Annotated in this window: 20 protein-coding genes and 1 riboswitch; of the genes, 16 read left to right on the forward strand and 4 right to left on the reverse strand. The window is 68.9% G+C overall.

What is annotated here, in order from left to right:
* Window positions 1–36: 36 nt before the first annotated feature.
* From WS95_RS29485 to WS95_RS29500, 4 genes are all read right to left on the reverse strand, one after another.
* Window positions 37–1,425: a D-amino acid dehydrogenase gene (locus WS95_RS29485; protein WP_059827573.1), complete on the reverse strand. Its 1,389-nt coding sequence runs from the start codon at window positions 1,423–1,425 to the stop codon at window positions 37–39.
* A gap of 25 nt (window positions 1,426–1,450) precedes the next feature.
* Window positions 1,451–2,713: an MFS transporter gene (locus tag WS95_RS29490; RefSeq protein WP_059827575.1), complete on the reverse strand. Its 1,263-nt coding sequence runs from the start codon at window positions 2,711–2,713 to the stop codon at window positions 1,451–1,453.
* A 213-nt stretch (window positions 2,714–2,926) separates the two neighbouring features.
* Window positions 2,927–3,703 carry an SDR family NAD(P)-dependent oxidoreductase gene (locus WS95_RS29495; RefSeq protein WP_059827577.1) on the reverse strand — a complete coding sequence of 259 codons (777 nt, stop codon included), beginning with the start codon at window positions 3,701–3,703 and terminating at the stop codon, window positions 2,927–2,929.
* Entirely contained in the window at window positions 3,700–5,469 is a 1,770-nt protein-coding gene (locus tag WS95_RS29500; protein WP_034209765.1) for an ABC transporter ATP-binding protein/permease, read from the reverse strand. The genes WS95_RS29495 and WS95_RS29500 overlap by 4 nt, the downstream gene beginning before the upstream one ends.
* Window positions 5,470–5,739: 270 nt before the next feature.
* Window positions 5,740–5,863, forward strand: a riboswitch (TPP riboswitch).
* 224 nt (window positions 5,864–6,087) lie between these two features.
* Between WS95_RS29500 and WS95_RS29505 the strand changes: the two genes are divergently transcribed.
* The 16 genes from WS95_RS29505 to hisD all read left to right on the forward strand — a co-directional run bounded on the left by WS95_RS29505 (window position 6,088) and on the right by hisD (window position 19,303).
* Window positions 6,088–7,224 (forward strand): FAD-dependent oxidoreductase, encoded by a 1,137-nt coding sequence (locus WS95_RS29505; RefSeq protein ID WP_059827648.1) that lies wholly within the window; start codon window positions 6,088–6,090, stop codon window positions 7,222–7,224.
* A gap of 32 nt (window positions 7,225–7,256) precedes the next feature.
* Window positions 7,257–7,454, forward strand: a complete 198-nt coding sequence (gene thiS / locus WS95_RS29510) for a sulfur carrier protein ThiS (RefSeq protein WP_006488534.1) — start codon at window positions 7,257–7,259, stop codon at window positions 7,452–7,454.
* Between the two features lie 37 nt (window positions 7,455–7,491).
* Window positions 7,492–8,307 (forward strand): thiazole synthase, encoded by an 816-nt coding sequence (locus WS95_RS29515; protein ID WP_059499745.1) that lies wholly within the window; start codon window positions 7,492–7,494, stop codon window positions 8,305–8,307.
* Complete coding sequence (gene thiE / locus WS95_RS34365; RefSeq protein ID WP_082747028.1) at window positions 8,304–9,428, forward strand: thiamine phosphate synthase; 1,125 nt, start codon at window positions 8,304–8,306, stop codon at window positions 9,426–9,428. Before WS95_RS29515 ends, thiE begins: the two co-directional genes overlap by 4 nt.
* An 84-nt stretch (window positions 9,429–9,512) precedes the next feature.
* Window positions 9,513–10,334 (forward strand): ABC transporter ATP-binding protein, encoded by an 822-nt coding sequence (locus tag WS95_RS29525; RefSeq protein WP_006477138.1) that lies wholly within the window; start codon window positions 9,513–9,515, stop codon window positions 10,332–10,334.
* The gene (gene mlaE, locus WS95_RS29530; RefSeq protein WP_034209767.1) at window positions 10,331–11,098 is read left to right on the forward strand and encodes a lipid asymmetry maintenance ABC transporter permease subunit MlaE; all 768 of its coding nucleotides are present in this window, start codon (window positions 10,331–10,333) and stop codon (window positions 11,096–11,098) included. The genes WS95_RS29525 and mlaE overlap by 4 nt, the downstream gene beginning before the upstream one ends.
* Before the next feature lie 24 nt (window positions 11,099–11,122).
* Window positions 11,123–11,710, forward strand: a complete 588-nt coding sequence (gene mlaD / locus WS95_RS29535; RefSeq protein WP_059827580.1) for an outer membrane lipid asymmetry maintenance protein MlaD — start codon at window positions 11,123–11,125, stop codon at window positions 11,708–11,710.
* Between the two features lie 30 nt (window positions 11,711–11,740).
* Complete coding sequence (locus WS95_RS29540) at window positions 11,741–12,703, forward strand: MlaA family lipoprotein (protein ID WP_034209769.1); 963 nt, start codon at window positions 11,741–11,743, stop codon at window positions 12,701–12,703.
* Between the two features lie 111 nt (window positions 12,704–12,814).
* Complete coding sequence (locus WS95_RS29545) at window positions 12,815–13,444, forward strand: MlaC/ttg2D family ABC transporter substrate-binding protein (protein ID WP_034209874.1); 630 nt, start codon at window positions 12,815–12,817, stop codon at window positions 13,442–13,444.
* Entirely contained in the window at window positions 13,441–13,716 is a 276-nt protein-coding gene (locus WS95_RS29550; protein ID WP_034209770.1) for an STAS domain-containing protein, read from the forward strand. The genes WS95_RS29545 and WS95_RS29550 overlap by 4 nt, the downstream gene beginning before the upstream one ends.
* 192 nt (window positions 13,717–13,908) lie before the next feature.
* Entirely contained in the window at window positions 13,909–14,835 is a 927-nt protein-coding gene (locus WS95_RS29555) for an ABC transporter ATP-binding protein (protein WP_034209771.1), read from the forward strand.
* Window positions 14,832–15,653 (forward strand): ABC transporter permease, encoded by an 822-nt coding sequence (locus WS95_RS29560; protein ID WP_230624984.1) that lies wholly within the window; start codon window positions 14,832–14,834, stop codon window positions 15,651–15,653. Before WS95_RS29555 ends, WS95_RS29560 begins: the two co-directional genes overlap by 4 nt.
* Window positions 15,654–15,708: 55 nt before the next feature.
* Window positions 15,709–15,948, forward strand: coding sequence for a BolA family protein (locus tag WS95_RS29565; RefSeq protein ID WP_006477131.1), 240 nt, complete (start codon window positions 15,709–15,711; stop codon window positions 15,946–15,948).
* Window positions 15,949–15,962: 14 nt separating this feature from the next.
* A complete protein-coding gene (gene murA / locus WS95_RS29570) occupies window positions 15,963–17,312 on the forward strand; it encodes a UDP-N-acetylglucosamine 1-carboxyvinyltransferase (protein ID WP_059827582.1) in 1,350 nt (449 codons plus the stop codon).
* Window positions 17,309–17,962, forward strand: coding sequence for an ATP phosphoribosyltransferase (hisG, locus tag WS95_RS29575; RefSeq protein WP_006477129.1), 654 nt, complete (start codon window positions 17,309–17,311; stop codon window positions 17,960–17,962). The genes murA and hisG overlap by 4 nt, the downstream gene beginning before the upstream one ends.
* A gap of 24 nt (window positions 17,963–17,986) precedes the next feature.
* Window positions 17,987–19,303 (forward strand): histidinol dehydrogenase, encoded by a 1,317-nt coding sequence (gene hisD, locus WS95_RS29580; RefSeq protein ID WP_034209774.1) that lies wholly within the window; start codon window positions 17,987–17,989, stop codon window positions 19,301–19,303.
* The last annotated feature ends 4 nt before the right edge of the window (window positions 19,304–19,307 follow it).

A 19,307-nucleotide genomic window follows, 5' to 3' on the forward strand; every position in this document is an offset into this window, starting at 1 on the left:
TCTGCATCGTGCCGCGCACGTCGCCCGGCGTCCTGCCTAGCGCTCGTAGCGCGCGAGCGTCAGCCCCGACAAATCGATCTCCGGTTCCCGCCCCGTGACGAGATCCGCCAGCACCTTCCCCGATCCCATCGACATCGCCCAGCCGGTCGACCCGTGACCGACGTTCAGCCACAGTCCGTCGATGCGGCTCGCCCCCAGCAGCGGCGGCCCGTCGGGCGTCATCGGGCGGCGGCCGACCCAGAAGCGCGCGGATGCGCGCTCGGCCGCGTGCGGAAACCAGTCGTCGAGCACCTTCATCAGCGTATCGAGCGCCTGCTGCCGCAGCGCCGCGTGCCGGTTGCCGAGTTCCGCGGTGCCCGCGACGCGCAGCGTCGGGCCGAAGCGCGTGATCGCGGTCTTCAGCGATTCGTCCATCAGCGCGGCGCGCGGCGCCTTTTCGTCGTCGACGACCGCGAGCGTCGCCGAGTAGCCTTTCACCGGATACAGCGGCACGTCGATGCCATGCGGCCGCAGCAGGGCGGTACTGTCGACGCCGAGCGCGACCACGATCGCGTCGGCCGCAAGCAGCATGTCGCGCGGCGGGGCTCCGGTCGATCCGGCGCGGCCCGGCGCCGGGCGGCTGAGCGGCCTCCCGCCACGCAAGCCGGTGCCCGTGGTGTCGATGTCCGCGCTTTCATCGTACGGAGAGCGGCCATCCGTTCCGGCCGCCCGTACCCGCACGCCGCGCACCTTGCCGCCCGCGACGTCGAGCGCATGAATCGCGGTGCGGAATCGGAACGTCACGCCGTTCGCTTCGCACAGCGCCCGCAGTTCGCGCGTGAAGCGCGCGCAGTCACCGGCTTCGTCGTCGGGCAGGTAGATGCCGCCGACGGGCGCCTGTCGCGCCCAGCGCAAGCCGGGCTCGATCGCGGTGCAGCCGGCGGCGTCGAGTTCGCGAAACGCGATGCCGGCGTCGCGCAGCACCTTCAGCGCCGGCTGCACCATCTCGACGTCGAATGCGCCGCGCAGCAACTGCAGGTAGCCGCGGCTCGCACCATAGTCGAACGGATGACGCTCGCGAAACGCATGCAGGCACGCGCGGCTGTAATACGCGATGCGCTGCATCCGCTGCTTGTTCACGCGGAACCGCTCGAACTCGCATTCGCGTAGCCAGCGCGCGATCCAGCGCCACTGCGCGGCATCGAGCGTCGGCCGGAAGATCAGCGGCGACGCGGGCTTGAACAGGTATTTGAGAATCTTGCCGGGCATCCCGGGCGCGGCCCACGGCGTCACGTAGCCGGGCGCGATCACGCCCGCGTTGCCGAGGCTCGTCGCCTGCGCGACATCGGCCTCGCGTTCGATCACGGTGACGTCGCAGCCTGCTTCGCGCAGGTGCCAGGCAGTGGTGACGCCGATCACGCCGGCGCCGAGAACGATCACGTGCATGCGGGTTCCCGAACGGGCAAGGTGCTCACGATGCGACGGCCGGATCGTCGGCGAGCGACTTGCCGCGCGTTTCCGGCAGCACGAGCGCGGCGACGATCACCAGCAGGTAGCCACCGCCCGCGACGAGGCCGATCGCCTTCACGAGCGACATCGACTGCGACAGCGAGCCGACCAGGATCGGGAAGAACGAGCCGAGCCCGCGGCCGAGGTTGTAGCAGAAGCCCTGACCCGAGCCGCGGATCGCGCCCGGATACAGCTCCGACAGATACGCGCCGACGCCCGCGAAGATGCCCTGCACGACGATGCCGAGCGGGAAGCCGAGCAGCAGCATCGCGGTATCGGTGATCGGCAGCATCGTGTACGCCATGCCGAGCGAGAACGAGCCGATCGCGAACAGGATGAACGACGCGCGGCGGCCGAGCCGGTCGGACAGGATCGCGCCGACCACGTAGCCGACGAACGAGCCGACGATCAGCACGACGAGATAGCCGCTCGTGTTGAACACCGACAGGTGGCGCACGGTTTTCAGGTAGGTGGGCAGCCACGTCGTGATCGCGTAGTAGCCGCCGAGCATGCCGGTGCACAGCGCACTGCCGAACAGCGTCGCGCGCAGGTGCGCCGGCGCGAAGATCTCGAGGAAGTGGCCCGACACGCGGCCTTCGTCGCGGGCGCGGCGCGTGGCCGTGTAGATGTCGGGATCGCTGACGTTGCGGCGGATGTACAGGATCCACAGCGCGGGCGCGATGCCGATCCAGAAGCACGCGCGCCACGCGAGCTGCTCGGGCAGCAGCGCGAAGAACGCCCAGTACAGGATCGCGGCCGCGCCCCAGCCGAACGACCAGCTGCTCTGCACGGTGCCGACGGCCTTCGCGCGGTGCTCGGGCGAGCGGATCGTCTCGGCCATCATGATCGTCACGACCGACCATTCGCCGCCGAAGCCGAAGCCCTGCAGCGTGCGCGTCGCCAGGAGCTGCCAGAACGAATGTGTGAAACCGGACAGGCACGTGAACAGCGCGAACGTCGCGATCGTCCACTGCAGCACGCGCACGCGGCCGTAGCGGTCGGCGAGGATGCCGGCGACCCAGCCGCCGATCGCCGACGAGATCAGCGAACTCGTCGCGATCATCCCGGCCTCGCTCTTCGTCATGCCCCAGGTGGCGATCAGCGTCGGAATCAGGAACGAATAGATCATGAAGTCGAACGCATCGACCGCATAGCCGCCGAATCCGGCGTACAGCGTCCGGCGCTCGCGCGTCGACAATTCGTTGAACCACTGGAATGCCTGCATGCGTGCCGCCCCCTCTTGTGTCGTCTCTCGTATCGCGCTGCCGTACGGCGACTATTTTACGGGCGGGATGAAGGGCGCCAAAAACGTGCGTGCGGGTGCTAGCGCGGCGGCGCGGGGATGGGCGTTCGGCCGGGAGCGACGCTCGATCGTGCGTGAGCGCCATGCGGGCGCCGGCGGCGACCTGCGCGCCGGCACGGCCGGCACGCGCTCGCGTCAGAGCGTCAGGCCGCCGTCCACATGGATGACCTGGCCGGTGATCTGCCGCGCCGCGTCCGACAGCAGGAACGCGATCAGCGCGGCGACGTCGTCGGGTTCGGCGATCCGGCCGAGCGGCGTCGCCTGTTCGGCGCGGGCCCAAGCGGCCGCATTGTCCGCGCTCGGGCCGTGGTCCTTGCGCGTGAAGCCGGGCGCGACCGCATTGACGGTGATGCCGCACGCGGCGAACTCGGCTGCCGCCGAGCGCACCAGCGATTCGAGCGCGGCTTTCGCGGCCGCGGTCGCCGCGAATGGGGCGTCCGCCCGGTAGCGGTGCGCGACGAACGAGCTGACCGCGACGATGCGCGGCGCCGTCGACGCTTCGAGCAGCGGCCGAGCGCGGGCCGCGAGCGCGGAGAACGCGCCGGGCATCGTCGCGAAGGCGGATGCGAGCGCGTCCGCGCAGAGGTCGGAAAAGGATTGCCGCGCGGCGAAGCCGGCGTTGGCGACGAGCTGGTCGAGCCCGCCGAAGCGGGCGGCAGTGGCGTCGACGAGCGCGGTGGCGACGCCCGCCTCGGCGAGATCGCCGGTGAGCGTCACGCATTGCGCGCCCGCTGCCGTACATCGGTCGGCGACTTCGGCGACGCGTGCGCGGGCTGCCGGGTCCGCGCCGCGCGCATGCAGCGCCAGCGCGACGCCGGGCGCCGCGAGTCGACGCGCGAGCGCCGCGCCGATCCCCGAACCTGCGCCGGTGATCAGCGCGATCCGCGCGATGTGCGCGGCGCGTGCGCTCACGCGGCGACCTTGTCGTCGCTGTTCGCGCGTTCGACGTTGATCGTGCCGCCGTGGAACGCGGCCAGCGATTCGCGGTGCGCGATGCTGACGATCGCGGCCTTCGGCAGCCGTTCGGCGAACAGGTGATAGAGGCGGGCTTCGTTGTCGGCGTCGAGCGCGCTGGTCGCTTCGTCGAGGAACAGGAAGTCGGGCTTGTGCAGCAGCACGCGGGCGCCGGCCAGGCGCTGTTGCTCGCCGGGCGACAGCACGCGGGTCCAGTGCGCGGTTTCGTCGAGGCGCTCGACGTAATCCTCGAGGCGGCACGCGCGCAGCGCATCGCGGCACGCTTCGTCGCTGAACGTGTCGGGTGTCGCCGGGTAGGTGAGCGCGGCCTTCAGCGTGCCGATCGGCAAATAGCTCGTCTGCGGCACGAACATCATCCGCGCGCCGACCGGCGCATCGATCGCGCCGTCGCCGAACGGCCACAGGCCCGCGAGCGCACGCATGAACGTGCTCTTGCCGGATCCGGACTTGCCGACCACGAGCCAGCGCGAGCCGGGTTCGATCGTGACGTCGCCGATGTTCGCGAGTGCGTTGCCGTTCGGCAGCGCGAGCTTGAGCGACGACGTGGACAGCTTCGCCGCGTCGATGTAGTGCAGGTTGATGCCGCCGCGCTCGGTCGCGGGCGACAGGCTTTCCTTCAGGTGCGACGTGCCCATCACGCGCTTGAATTCACGCAGACGGTTGACGGTGGCGCGCCATTCGACGAGGGTCGAGTAACTGTTGATGAACCACGAGAACGAATCGCTGACGGTGCCGAACGCGGACGATATCTGCATCAGCACGCCGAACGAGAACGCGCCCGCAAAGTAGCGCGGTGCGGCGACGACGAGCGGGAAGATGATCGCGATCTGACCGTAGAAGCTCAGCACGAACGTGAGCCGCTTCGTGTACTTCATCACGCGCCACCAGTTGTCGCGGATGCGCATGAAAAGCGTCTGCGCGTTGCCGGTCTCGGTCTTCTCGCCGTCGTAGAACGCGATCTGCTCGGCGTTCTCGCGCACGCGGATCAGCCCGAAGCGGAAATCGGCCTCGACGCGCTGCTGCTGGTAGTTGATCGACACGAGCGGATGGCCGACCTTCTGGATGATCAGCGAGCCGACCACCGCGTACAGCGCGGCCGCCCACACCATGTAGCCGGGAATCGCGATCGGCGTCGCGCCGAGCGTGAACGTCAGCGCGCCGGCGAGCGACCACAGGATCGTGATGAACGACACGAGCGTGACGACCGTCGACAGCAGGTCGAGCGACAGCGCGAGCGTCGTGGTCGCGAACGACTGGAGGTCGTCGGTGATCCGCTGGTCGGGGTTGTCCGCGAGGCGGTCGCGCTCGATCCGGTAGAACGCGCGATCGCCGAGCCACTGGCCGAGAAAGCGGTCGGTGAGCCACTGGCGCCAGCGAAAGCCGAGCATCTGCCGCAGGTAGCGGCCGTACACGGCGAGGATGATGAACCCGAAGGCGAGCGCGGAGAACTGCATCAGCAGATTCGGGAAGTCGTGGACGTCCTTCGACTGCAGCGCGTTGTAGAACTGCGCGTTCCACTTGTTCAGCCGGACGTTGATCCAGACCACGCAGAGGTTGATCGCGATGATCGTGACCAGCAGCCCCCACGCGATTTTCCATTCGGACGATACCCAGTAGGGCTTGATGAGGCTCCATGCGGATACCGGGCGCTCGTCCTGCGGCGCGTCGGAGGCGGAGCGGACGGGATCGATCGATTGGGTCATGTGCTTCCTGATGATGAGCCGGCGCGCGGGCCGGGCGAAACCGGGCGCGCGCCGCGATACGGCATGCCGGGGCGCGGCGCCGACTGACGGCGGGCGTCCGGATGGTCGCCCGTGCGTCTTAAACGGCACTTAAAAACCGGCGGTGACGCGGCAACCGGCCGCTCGCGCGGCCGGCCTGCGGGCATTGTGCCAGAGCGGCGCGGCGCGCCGGCGAATTTGCCGCAAGGGGGACAGTTTGCGGCGCTTTCCGCTTTTATGGTCTAATGACCGACGACGAAACAGGGGTGCTTCGTGGCGCGGCCGGCAGATGTTCCGGGCAGCGCGGCGAGGCTGAGAAAGACCCTTCGCACCCGATCCGGGTAATACCGGCGAGGGAAGTTTCTGATCCCGCCGGGCCGCGCTGGCCGCCATCCCACATGGTCAGCGCCCGAGTCCCGCCCGGCCGGCCTTTGCTGCCGGTTTCGTCCTTTGGGTACGCGCATTGCGCGTTACGGAAGGAATGATGACCGCACAATCCTCAGTCTTTTGCATGGTTCCCGGCCCGATGTCGCGTGCGTTCGCATGCGGCGGCGCGTGCGCGTCGGCGTCCGTCGCGCGTGGCCGCGCGGAGGGCGCGCGATGAACGTCCGCGATGCACGGCCCGATTTCGCGGTGCTCGGCGGCGGCCTCGTCGGCCGCCTGATCGCGTGGCGGCTCGCGGGCGACGGGCATCGCGTCGCGCTCTACGAGCGCGGCGGCCCGGACGGCGAGCAGTCGGCCGCGTGGATCGCGGCCGCGATGCTCGCGCCGCTCGCGGAAGCGGCGAGCGCGGAACGGCTGATCACCGAGCTCGGCGTCGCATCGCTCGCGCGCTGGCCGCAGTGGCTCGCGGAACTGCCCGAACCCGTCTTTTTCCAGCATCGCGGCACGCTCGTCGTCTGGCATCACGCGGACCGCGCGGAGGCGCCGCTGTTCGAGCGGCGCGTCCGCGCGAACGCGCCGGCCGAGCTGTTCGACGGCGGCTTCATGACGCTCGCCGGCGCGCAGGTCGACGCGGCCGAACCCGCGCTCGCGGGCCGCTTCGCGCGCGGGCTGATGCTGCCGCGCGAAGGGCAGCTCGACAACCGCCAGGCGCTGCGCGCGCTCGCCGCGGGCCTCGCCGAGCGCGGCGTCGCGCTGCACTGGCACGCGTCGGTCGACGACGCGAACCGGCCTGCCGCGCATGTCACGATCGATTGCCGCGGGCTCGGCGCGAAATCCGCGCTGCCCGCGCTGCGCGGCATCCGCGGCGAAGTCGCGCGCGTGCATGCGCCGGGCATCGGGCTCGCGCGGCCCGTGCGGTTGCTGCATCCGCGTTACCCGCTGTACATCGCGCCGAAGCAGGACGATCTCTACGTGATCGGCGCGACCGAGGTGGAGGGCGAGGACATGTCGCCCGTCAGCGTGCGCTCGGCGCTCGAACTGCTGAGCGCGGCGTTTTCCGTGCATCCGGCGTTCGGCGAGGCACGCATTCTCGAACTCAACGCGCAGTGCCGGCCGACGCTGCCCGATCATCGCCCGGCGCTGATCTGGGACGGCGCATCGACGCTCGCCGTCAACGGCCTGTACCGGCACGGCTTCATGATCGCGCCGGAAGTCGCGCAGGCGGCCGTCGCATTCGCGCAGGCCGCGCTCGGCGGCTCGCTCGGCGATGCCGACGCGTTCGCCGCATGGCGCGACGCCGCACGCTGGCCGACGCTGCTCCATCACCGCAACGACGCGCGCCAGCCGGCCTGACGCGCGCCGCCGACCGAATCCGACCCAGCCTCATGGATATCCAGATCAATCAACAGACCCTGACGTTGCCCGACGGCGCGACGGTGGCCGACGCGCTTGCCGCGTACGGCGCGCGTCCGCCGTACGCGGTGGCGCTGAACGGCAACTTCGTCGCGCGCACGCAGCATGCGGCGCGCGCACTCGCGGCGGGCGACAGGCTCGACGTCGTGCACCCCGTCGCAGGCGGCTGAGCGCCGCCGTTTCGCCCCGCTCTTCCAGGAAAACGACATGACGTCCCACACCTCCGCCGACGCGCTCACGCTATACGGCGCCACTTTCGCCAGCCGCGTGCTGCTCGGCACGTCGCGCTATCCGTCGCTGCAGTCGCTGTCCGATTCGATCGCCGCGTCGCGCCCCGGGATGGTGACGGTCGCGCTGCGCCGCCAGATGACGGGCGGCACGGCCGAAGCCGGCTTCTTCGACCTGCTCAAGCGCCACGCGGTGCCGCTGCTGCCGAACACGGCCGGGTGCCAGACCGTCGCCGAAGCCGTGACGACCGCGCACATGGCGCGCGAGGTATTCGACACCGACTGGATCAAGCTCGAACTGATCGGCGACGACTACACGCTGCAACCCGACCCGGTCGGACTGATCGAAGCCGCCGCGCAACTGATCAAGGACGGCTTCAAGGTGCTGCCGTACTGCACCGAGGATCTCGTGATCGGCCGGCGCCTGCTCGACGTCGGCTGCGAGGCGCTGATGCCGTGGGGCGCGCCGATCGGCACCGGCAAGGGCGTCGTGAATCCGTACGGCCTGCGCGTGCTGCGCGAGCGGCTGCCGGACGTGCCGCTGATCGTCGACGCGGGGCTCGGCGTGCCGTCGCACGCGTGCCAAGTGATGGAGTGGGGTTTCGACGGCGTGCTGCTGAATACGGCCGTCTCGCAGGCCACGCACCCGGAGATCATGGCGCGCGCGTTTGCGCAGGGCGTCGAGGCCGGCCGCGCCGCGTATCTCGCCGGTCCGATGGACGCGCGCGAAACCGCGCACGCGAGCACGCCGGTCGTCGGGATGCCGTTCTGGCACCAGGACGGGGGCGGCGCATGAGCGCGCGCTTCGCCGATGCGTTCTGGCCGCCGGCCGACGAACTGGCCGAAGCGGCCGAGCGGATTCGCGCGCGGCTCGGCGACTGGCCGGACGGCACGGCGCCGTGGCGGCTCTGCGTGGCGGCGCCCGACGTGCCGGCCGACGGCGACGTGCTGATCGTGTCGGCCGGCGATCGCGCCGCGCAGGCGCGTGCGTCGGCCGTGTCGCGGCCGGCGTCGCCGGCGGCGGTGGCGGTCGAATTCGACGAGCGGGGCGCCGTGCTGCATGCGGCCGGCGTGCGCTACGCGCTCGACGCCGCGCATCCGCTCGCGGACGACTGGATCGCGGCGCTCGCCGCGTTCCTCGATTGCGGCTTCGCGCCGGTCGACGCGCTGGTGCTCGCGCTGGCGTGGCGCGACGGCGACGAGACGCGCGCCGTCGACGCGTGGCCGGTCGATGCCGCGCAATTCCCGCGCGTCGCCGGGCTGCCGCCGGCGCCGGCGCCCGCGTTCGCGGCGTGCCCCGCGCAGCTCGGCCTCTATCCGGTCGTGCCGAGCGCCGAATGGGTCGAGCGCGTGCTCGACGGCGGCGCGCGAACCGTGCAATTGCGCGTGAAAGACGCGACGCCGGACGCGCTGCGCCGCGAAATCGCGCGAGCGGTCGCTGCGGGGCGCCGTTATCCCGATGCGCGCGTGTTCATCAACGATCACTGGCAGATCGCCGTAGAAGAGGGGGCGTACGGTGTACATCTCGGCCAGGAGGACCTCGAAACGGCCGATCTGGCCGCGATCGCGCGCGCGGGCCTGCGGCTCGGACTTTCGAGCCACGGTTACTACGAGATATTGCGGGCACTGCACGAGCGGCCGAGCTACCTCGCGCTCGGCCCCGTGTACGCGACCGCGACCAAGGCGGTCGCCGCGCCGCCGCAGGGTCTCGCGCGTATCGCCCGCTACGCGCGCCTCGCGGGCGCGCGGGCGCCGCTCGTCGCGATCGGCGGGGTCGGGATCGACACGCTGCCGGCCGTGCTGGCGACGGGCGTCGGCAGCGTCGCCGTGGTCAGCGCGGTTACGGGCGCGGCCGACTATCGGACGGCGCTTATTGCACTGCAGCAGTGCTTTGCCGGACAATTTGACAATCATTGACCGCGGGGTCCGGAACGGCGTCACGACATCATTCCAATGCAGGCCCTATAATTCGGCGTTCTGCGTAAAAGGACTGTCAGCTCCGTGAGCCCCACTCCTACCGAGACCCTGCTGGAACTTCGCGACGTCGACTTCGGCTACGGCGATCGCCTCGTCCTGTCCAACCTGAACCTGCGCTTCGGGCGTGGGCAGGTCGTCGCGGTCATGGGCGGCTCGGGTTGCGGCAAGACCACCGTGCTGCGCCTGATCGGCGGCCTCGTGCGTGCGCGCCGCGGCCAGGTGCTGTTCGACGGCGCCGACGTCGGCGCGCAAACGCGCGACGGCCTGTATGCGCTGCGCCGCAAGATGGGCATGCTGTTCCAGTTCGGCGCGCTGTTCACCGACATGTCGGTGTTCGAGAACGTCGCGTTCGCGCTGCGCGAGCATACCGACCTGCCCGAAGACCTGATCCGCGATCTGGTGCTGATGAAGCTGAACGCGGTCGGGCTGCGCGGCGCGCGCGACCTGATGCCGTCCGAGGTGTCGGGCGGGATGGCGCGCCGCATCGCGCTGGCGCGCGCGATCGCGCTCGATCCGCAGCTCATCATGTACGACGAGCCGTTCGCAGGCCTCGATCCGATCTCGCTCGGCATCACCGCCAACCTGATCCGCACGCTGAACCAGGCGCTCGGCGCGACGTCGATCCTCGTCACGCACGACGTGCCGGAATCGTTCGCGATCGCCGACTACGTGTATTTTCTGGCCAATGGCGGCGTGCTCGCGCAGGGCACGCCCGACGAGCTGCGCGCGTCGACCGATCCGAGCGTGCGGCAATTCATCGACGGCGCGCCGGACGGCCCGTTCAAATTTCACTACACGAGCCCGCCGCTGGCGGCGGATTTCGGGCTCGGCGGAGGGCGCGCATGATCAGCGCGATCGGACGTTACGTCATCGGCGGCCTCGAGCGGGCGGGCTACGGCACGCGCCTGTTCGTGCGCCTCGTGCTGGAATTCTTCCCGCTGCTGCGTCGGCCGCGGCTGGTCACGAAGCAGATCCACTTCCTCGGCAACTATTCGTTCGTGATCATCGCCGTGTCGGGGCTGTTCGTCGGCTTCGTGCTCGGCCTGCAGGGGTATTACACGCTGAACCGCTACGGGTCCGAGCAGGCGCTTGGCCTGCTGGTCGCGCTGTCGCTCGTGCGCGAGCTCGGGCCCGTCGTCACCGCGCTGCTGTTCGCGGGCCGCGCGGGCACGTCGCTCACGGCCGAGATCGGCCTGATGAAGGCCGGCGAGCAGCTCACCGCGCTCGAGATGATGGCCGTCGACCCGATCAAGAACGTGATCGCGCCGCGCATGTGGGCGGGCATCATCGCGATGCCGCTGCTCGCCGCGATCTTCAACGCGGTCGGCGTGCTCGGCGGCTACTTCGTCGGCGTCGTGCTGATCGGCGTCGATCCGGGCGCGTTCTGGTCGCAGATGCAGGGCGGCGTCCAGGTCTGGGCCGACGTCGGCAACGGCGTGCTGAAAAGCATCGTGTTCGGCTTCGCCGTGACCTTCATTGCACTGTTTCAGGGGTATGAAGCGAAGCCCACGCCCGAAGGCGTGTCGCGCGCGACCACCAAGACGGTCGTGTTCGCGTCGCTCGCCGTACTCGGCCTCGATTTCCTGCTGACCGCGCTGATGTTCAGCTAAGCCTCAGCCAAGCCAAATTTTGGGATGACGATGAAAAAGACTGCTCTCGACTTCTGGGTCGGCCTGTTCGTGGTGGTGGGCTTCCTTGCGGTGCTGTTCCTGGCGCTGAAGGTCGGCAACATGAGCTCGCTGTCGTTTCAGCCGACCTACTCGGTGAGGATGAAATTCGACAATATCGGCGGGTTGAAGCCGCGCGCGGCCGTGAAGAGCGCCGGCGTCGTGGTCGGCCGCGTGAAGTCGATCGGCTTCGACACGAACACCTACCAGGCGCTCGTCACGATCGACATCGACGGCCAGTACCAGTTTCCGAAGGATTCGTCGGCGAAGATCCTGACGTCGGGCCTGCTCGGCGAGCAATATATCGGTCTCGATCCGGGCGGCGACACCGAAATGCTGAAGGCCGGCGACACGATCACGATGACGCAGTCGGCGATCGTGCTCGAGAACCTGATCGGCCAGTTCCTGTACAGCAAGGCAGCCGACGCGGGCGGTGCGAAGCCGGCAGCCGGCGCATCGGCTGCTCCGGCCGCTCCGGCCGCTCCCGCCGCGCCCGCCGCGCCGGCGCCGGTGGCGGTGCCGGCGTCGGCGGTGTCCGGTTCGGCCGGCCAATAACCACACGAGAGAAAACAAGAGGGTAATGACATGCACACGATCCGCATCAGGCACGCCGCGCTGGCGGTAGCGGCAGTCGCCGCGTTGAGCGGCTGCGCGACCGTGCAGACGCCGACCAAGGGCGATCCGCTCGAAGGCTTCAACCGGACGATGTACAAGTTCAACGACACGGTCGATACGTACGCGCTGAAGCCGGTCGCGAAGGGCTACCAGTACGTGGTGCCGCAGCCGGTGCGCGACAGCGTGACGAACTTCTTCTCGAACATCGGCGACGTCTACATCGCGGCGAACAACATCGTGCAGCTGCGGATCGCGGACGGCGTCGGCGACATCATGCGCGTCGTGATCAACACGGTGTTCGGCGTCGGCGGCCTGTTCGATGTCGCGACGATCGCGAAGCTGCCGAAGCACACGGCCGACTTCGGGATCACGATGGGCCGCTACGGCATGCCGTCGGGGCCGTACCTCGTGCTGCCGCTGCTCGGCCCGAGCACGCTGCGCGACACGGCCGGCCTGGGCGTCGACTACGTCGGCAACCCGCTCACCTACGTGAAACCGGACGGCCTGAGCTGGGGCCTGTTCGGCGTGAACCTGGTCAACACGCGTGCGAACCTGCTGGGCGCGGGCGACGTGCTCGATGCCGCGGCGCTCGACAAGTATTCGTTCGTACGCAATGCGTACCTGCAGCGTCGCCAGATGCTGATCAACAACGCGCGCGGCGAAGCCGCCACGACGTCGAGCAACGACGCGCTGCCGAAGTACGACCTGCCGGACGACGGTGCGGCGCCGGCGGCAGCCGGCGCGGCCGGTACGGCGGGCGCGGCCGCGGTGGGCGGCGCCGCGCCGGCGGGCGCATCGGGCGCGGCGGTTGCTGCGCCGGCGTCGGGTGCGGCCGAAGCACCCAACCCGGCGAGCGAAACGAACGTGCCGGCCATGCAGGTGGCGCCGCCGTCGCCGGGCGGGTTCCGGTTCCCGAGCATCCGGCTGCACTGACGGATTTACATTCGTTACAGCCGGAAACGATTCAGTCGGTAGCGTATGCGAACTTGCGCGTAAGCTACCTGCTCCAACCTTCGCATCGACTCATTCATGCAGGCCACTATGATGAAAAAACTGTTCCTGATCCCCGTTTTCGCGGCGCTGTTCTCGTTCGGCAGCGCAGCTCACGCGCAAGTCGACCAGTCGAACCCGCAGGCGCTGATCAAGACGGCGACGCAGCAGGTGCTCGACGAAGTCAAGCAGCAGACGATCAAGCAGGGCGACACCAACCGCATCATCACGATCGTCAACAAGGACATCCTGCCGTACACCGATTTCCGCCGCACCACGCAGCTGGCGATGGGCCGCAACTGGCGCACGGCGACGGCCGAGCAGCAGCAGCAGGTTCAGGAGCAGTTCAAGCTGCTGCTGATCCGCACGTATTCGGGTGCGCTCGCCCAACTGAAGCCGGACCAGCAGATCCAGTACCCGCCGTTCCGCGCCGATCCGGCCGATACCGACGTCGTGGTCAAGACGGTCGCGATGAACAACGGCCAGCCGGTCCAGATCGACTATCGCCTGTACAAGACGGCGAACGGCTGGAAGGTGTATGACCTGAACGTGCTCGGCGCATGGCTGATCCAGACGTACCAGCAACAGTTCAACGAGAAGATCCAGCAAAGCGGCGTGGACGGCCTGATCAAGTTCCTGTCGCAGCGCAACCAGGAACTTGCCGCGGGCAAGCAAGCGTCGTGAGCGGCTTCGCAGCCGGTTCCTCGCTGACCGTCGCGAGCGCGAAGTCCGCGCTCGCGGACGGTCTTGCGCGCATCGGCGCCGGCGCGACCGCCGTCGATTGCGCGGCGCTGACGCAGTTCGACTCGTCCGCGCTCGCCGTGCTGCTCGCATGGCAACGTGCCGCCAAAGCGCGCGGCGCAACCCTCGACATCCTCAATCTCCCTCCGAAGCTCGCCAGCCTCGCGCGCGCCTACGGCGTCGACGCGCTCATCGACGGCACCGGGCGACATTGACCCTGTCCGACCGAAGCCTGCCGCGCCAGCCGGCGCGCGCACGCTTCAGGCCGCGCGCCGCCGGCGCCGGCTCCCCCAGCCGGTTTGCCCTATAATCAAGCGTTTTGCGGGGCAGCCAATCGGCGTCCGGCCCCCATTTTCTTTCGCAGCAAGCACAGAATAGGCGTCGCGGCCCTGGCGTCGCGCACAGTCATGTCAGCCATAGAAATCCGTCACGTCAAGAAGCGCTACAAGTCGCTTCAGGCGCTCAAGGGCGTCAGCCTGTCGGTCGAGGAAGGCGAGTTTTTCGGTCTGCTCGGTCCCAACGGCGCAGGCAAGACCACGCTCATCAGCATCCTCGCCGGGCTCGCCCGGGCCGACGAAGGCAGTATCTCGGTGCTCGGTCACGACGTCGTCCAGGACTTCCGCAGCGCGCGCCGCGCACTCGGCGTCGTTCCGCAGGAGCTCGTTTTCGACCCGTTCTTCACCGTTCGCGAGACGCTGCGGATCCAGTCCGGCTATTTCGGGCTGCGCCGCAACGACGACTGGATCGATGAAGTGATGGCCAATCTCGATCTCACCGAGAAAGCCGACGCGAACATGCGCGCGCTGTCGGGCGGGATGAAGCGCCGCGTGCTCGTCGCGCAGGCGCTCGTGCACCGGCCGCCCGTGATCGTGCTCGACGAGCCGACCGCCGGCGTCGACGTCGAATTGCGCCAGACGCTGTGGAAATTCATCTCGCGCCTGAATCGCGAGGGTCACACGATCGTGCTGACCACCCATTACCTCGAGGAAGCCGAGTCGCTGTGCGACCGCATCGCGATGTTGCGTCGCGGCGAAGTCGTCGCGCTCGACCGCACCGATGCGCTGCTGCGCCGCTTCGCGGGCCTGCAGCTGTACCTGCGGTTCGCGACGGGCGCGCTGCCGGCCGAGCTGCGCGGACTGGAAACCGACCCGGCCGCGCGCGCGCCGGGCGAGCACCTGCTGCGCCTCGCGAGTTACGACGAGGTCGAACGCATCCTCGCGCAATGCCGCGCGGCGGGCTGCACGTTCGACGAGATCGAGGTCCGCAAGGCCGACCTCGAGGACGTGTTCGTCCAGGTGATGAACGGGGCCGAGGTGATCGAGGGTCTGGCATGAATCAACACTCCCCACGCGAACTGCGTTCGCTGTCGTCCGAGGGGACGGCCCGGCGCGTGCCGGGAAGCGGGTTCCGCACGCTGTTCTACAAGGAACTGCTGCGTTTCTGGAAGGTGTCGTTCCAGACGGTGCTCGCGCCGATCGTCACCGCGCTGCTGTATCTGACGATCTTCGGCCATGCGCTGTCGGGCCGCGTCGAGGTCTATCCCGGTGTCGAATACGTGAGCTTTCTCGTGCCGGGCCTCGTGATGATGAGCGTGCTGCAGAACGCGTTCGCGAACAGCTCGTCGTCGCTGATCCAGTCGAAGATCACCGGCAACCTCGTGTTCATGCTGCTGCCGCCGCTGTCGTATCGCGACATCTTCGGCGCGTACGTGCTCGCGTCCGTCGTGCGCGGGCTCGCGGTCGGCGCGGGCGTGTTCGTCGTGACGATCTGGTTTATCCCGATGCACTTCGCGGCGCCGCTGTTCATCATTGCGTTCGCGCTGCTCGGCTCGGCGATCCTCGGCACGCTCGGCCTGATCGCCGGGATCTGGGCCGAGAAGTTCGACCAGCTCGCCGCGTTCCAGAACTTCCTGATCATGCCGCTGACGTTTCTGTCCGGCGTGTTCTATTCGACGCACTCGCTGCCGCCCGTGTGGCGTGAAGTGTCGCGTCTCAACCCGTTTTTCTACATGATCGACGGCTTCCGTTTCGGGTTCTTCGGCGCGTCCGACATCAACCCGTTCGCAAGCCTCGCGATCGTCACCGGTTTCTTCGTGCTGCTCGCGCTGATCGCGATGCGGCTGCTCGCGACCGGCTACAAACTGCGTCATTGATATCGACAGGCCGCGGCCGCCCTTGGGCGGCGCGCGCCGACAGGAGCCTTACACCATGTTGCCGACTCCCGAACAGGTCAAGCAATACATCGCCGGCGGTCTCGCCTGCACGCATCTGGAAGTCGAAGGCGACGGCCAGCATTTCTTCGCGACGATCGTGTCGGCGGCCTTCGAAGGCAAGCGGCCGATCCAGCGGCACCAGCTCGTCTATGCGGCGCTCGGCGATCGCATGAAGCAGGAAATTCACGCGCTCAGCATGAAGACGCTGACGCCCGCCGAATGGCAGAACGCATAAACGGAAATCACTGAGTGCAAGTCACCGTCAACGAGCGCGACGCCGTCCAGAGCGTCGCCACGGCACACCCGGCCGCCAACGGGGAATCGCAGGGACAGGGGATGGACAGGCTCGTGATCGAAGGCGGTCGTCGCCTGTCCGGCGAGATCGTCGTGTCGGGCGCGAAGAACGCCGCGTTGCCGATCCTGTGCGCGGGGCTGCTCAGCGCCGAGCCGGTCGAGCTCGACAACGTGCCGAACCTGAAGGACGTGCGCACCACGCTGAAGGTGCTGAACCAGATGGGCGTGAAGAGCGAGACCGACGGCTGCCGCGTGCAGCTCGACGCGTCGCGCGTCGACAACCTCGTCGCGCCGTACGAACTCGTGAAGACGATGCGCGCGTCGATCCTCGTGCTCGGGCCGCTGCTCGCGCGCTTCGGCGAGGCGAAGGTGTCGCTGCCGGGCGGCTGCGCGATCGGCGCGCGGCCGGTCGACCAGCACATCAAGGGCCTGCAGGCGATGGGCGCCGAGATCAGCATCGAGCACGGCTTCATCGAAGCGCGCGCGAAGCGCCTGAAGGGCGCGCGCATCGTCACTGACATGATCACGGTGACGGGGACCGAAAACCTGCTGATGGCCGCGACGCTCGCCGACGGCGAGACGGTGATCGAAAACGCCGCGCGCGAGCCGGAAGTGAGCGATCTCGCACACTTGCTGGTCGCGATGGGCGCGAAAATCGACGGCATCGGCACCGACCGCCTCATGATCCAGGGCGTCGAGCGGCTGCACGGCGCGCGCCATTCGGTGATCCCCGACCGCATCGAGGCCGGCACGTTTCTGTGCGCGGTCGCGGCGGCCGGCGGCGACGTGACGCTGACGGGCGTGCGCCCGCACATCCTCGACGCAGTGATCGACAAGCTGCGCGAAGCGGGCGTGTCGATCGAGGAAGGCGACAGCTGGCTGCGCGTGAAGATGGACCGCCGCCCGTCGGCGGTGACGATCCGCACGTCGGAATACCCGGCGTTCCCGACCGACATGCAGGCGCAGTTCATGGCCCTCAATACGGTCGCGACGGGCACCGCGCAGGTCGTCGAAACCATTTTCGAGAACCGCTTCATGCATGTGCAGGAGCTGAACCGGCTCGGCGCGAACATCACGATCGACGGCAACACGGCGCTCGTGACGGGTGTCGAGAAGCTGTCGGGCGCGAACGTGATGGCGACCGACCTGCGTGCGTCGGCGAGCCTCGTGATCGCCGGGCTGCGCGCCGACGGCGAAACGCTCGTCGACCGCATCTATCACCTGGACCGCGGCTACGACCGCATGGAAACCAAACTGACCGCCGTCGGCGCGAACGTGCGCCGCCTCTCCGGGAGCCAAGCATGACCGCGCCGCTGACCCTCGCCCTGTCGAAGGGCCGGATTTTCGAGGAAACCCTGCCGTTGCTGGCCGCCGCCGGCGTGCAGGTGGCCGAGGATCCGGAAACGTCGCGCAAGCTGATCCTGCCGACGACCGATCCGAACCTGCGCGTGATCATCGTGCGCGCGAGCGACGTGCCGACCTACGTCGAATACGGCGCGGCCGATTTCGGCGTGGCCGGCAAGGACGTGCTGGTCGAGCACGGCGGCTCGGGCCTGTACCAGCCGATCGATCTGAACATTGCGCGCTGCCGGATGTCGGTGGCCGTGCCGGCCGGTTTCGACTACGCGAACGCGGTGCGCCAGGGCGCGCGCCTGCGGGTCGCGACCAAATACGTCGAAACGGCGCGCGAACACTTTGCCGCGAAGGGCGTGCACGTCGATCTGATCAAGCTGTACGGCTCGATGGAGCTGGCGCCGCTGGTCGGGCTGGCCGATGCGATCGTCGACCTCGTCAGCTCGGGCGGCACGCTGAAGGCGAACAATCTGGTCGAGGTCGAGGAGATCATGGCGATCTCGTCGCGCCTCGTCGTGAACCAGGCCGCGCTGAAGCTGAAGCGCGCGGCGCTCAAGCCGATCCTCGACGCGTTCGAACGCGCGTCGCAGAATGGCGGTTGAGCGCATCACCGTAACGGAACTCCCATGTCCATCACCATCCGCAAGCTCGATTCGACGAACGAAGACTTCGGCGCCGCGCTGCGCGCCGTGCTCGCGTTCGAGGCGAGCGAAGACGAAGCGATCGAGCAATCGGTCGCGCAGATCCTCGCCGACGTGAAGTCGCGCGGCGACGCCGCGGTGCTCGAGTACACGAACCGCTTCGACCGGCTGAGCGCGGACAGCGTCGCCGCGCTCGAACTGCCGCAGGACGCGCTGCAGACGGCGCTCGACGGCCTCGCGCCGAAGGCGCGCGCGGCGCTGGAAGCCGCCGCGGCGCGGGTGCGCGCGTACCACGAGAAGCAGAAGATCGAGTGCGGCACGCATAGCTGGCAGTACACGGAAAGCGACGGCACGGTGCTCGGCCAGAAGGTCACGCCGCTCGACCGCGTCGGCCTGTACGTGCCGGGCGGCAAGGCCGCGTATCCGTCGTCGGTGCTGATGAACGCGATTCCCGCGCGCGTCGCGGGGGTCGGCGAGATCGTGATGGTCGTGCCGACGCCGGACGGCGTGAAGAACGACCTCGTGCTCGCCGCGGCGCTGCTCGGCGGCGTCGATCGCGTGTTCACGATCGGCGGCGCGCAGGCGGTCGGTGCGCTCGCGTACGGCACGGCGACGGTGCCGGCCGTCGACAAGATCTGCGGCCCCGGCAACGCGTACGTCGCGTCGGCGAAGCGCCGCGTATTCGGCACGGTCGGCATCGACATGATCGCCGGGCCGTCGGAAATCCTCGTGCTGTGCGACGGCACGACCGATCCGAATTGGGTCGCGATGGACCTGTTCTCGCAGGCCGAGCACGACGAACTCGCGCAGTCGATCCTGCTGTGCCCGGACGGTGCGTTCCTCGATCGCGTCGAGAAGGCGATCGACGAGCTGCTGCCGACCATGCCGCGCCAGGACGTGATCCGTGCGTCGCTCGAGGGGCGCGGCGCGCTGATCAAGGTGCGCGACATGGCCGAGGCGTGCCGGATCGCGAACGACATCGCGCCGGAACACCTCGAGATCTCGGCGCTGGAGCCGCAGCAATGGGGCCAGCAGATCCGCCATGCGGGCGCGATCTTCCTCGGCCGCTATACGAGCGAAAGCCTCGGCGACTACTGCGCGGGGCCGAACCACGTGCTGCCGACGTCGCGCACCGCGCGCTTCTCGTCGCCGCTCGGCGTGTACGACTTCATCAAGCGCTCGAGCCTGATCGAGGTCAGCGCGGAAGGCGCGCAGACGCTCGGCGAGATCGCGTCCGAGCTTGCGTACGGCGAAGGGCTGCAGGCGCATGCGAGGAGCGCAGAGTTCCGGATGAAGGGCTGACCGC

Source organism: Burkholderia sp. MSMB1826 (assembly GCF_001526325.1).
In the GTDB taxonomy this organism is placed as follows: Bacteria; Pseudomonadota; Gammaproteobacteria; order Burkholderiales; family Burkholderiaceae; genus Burkholderia.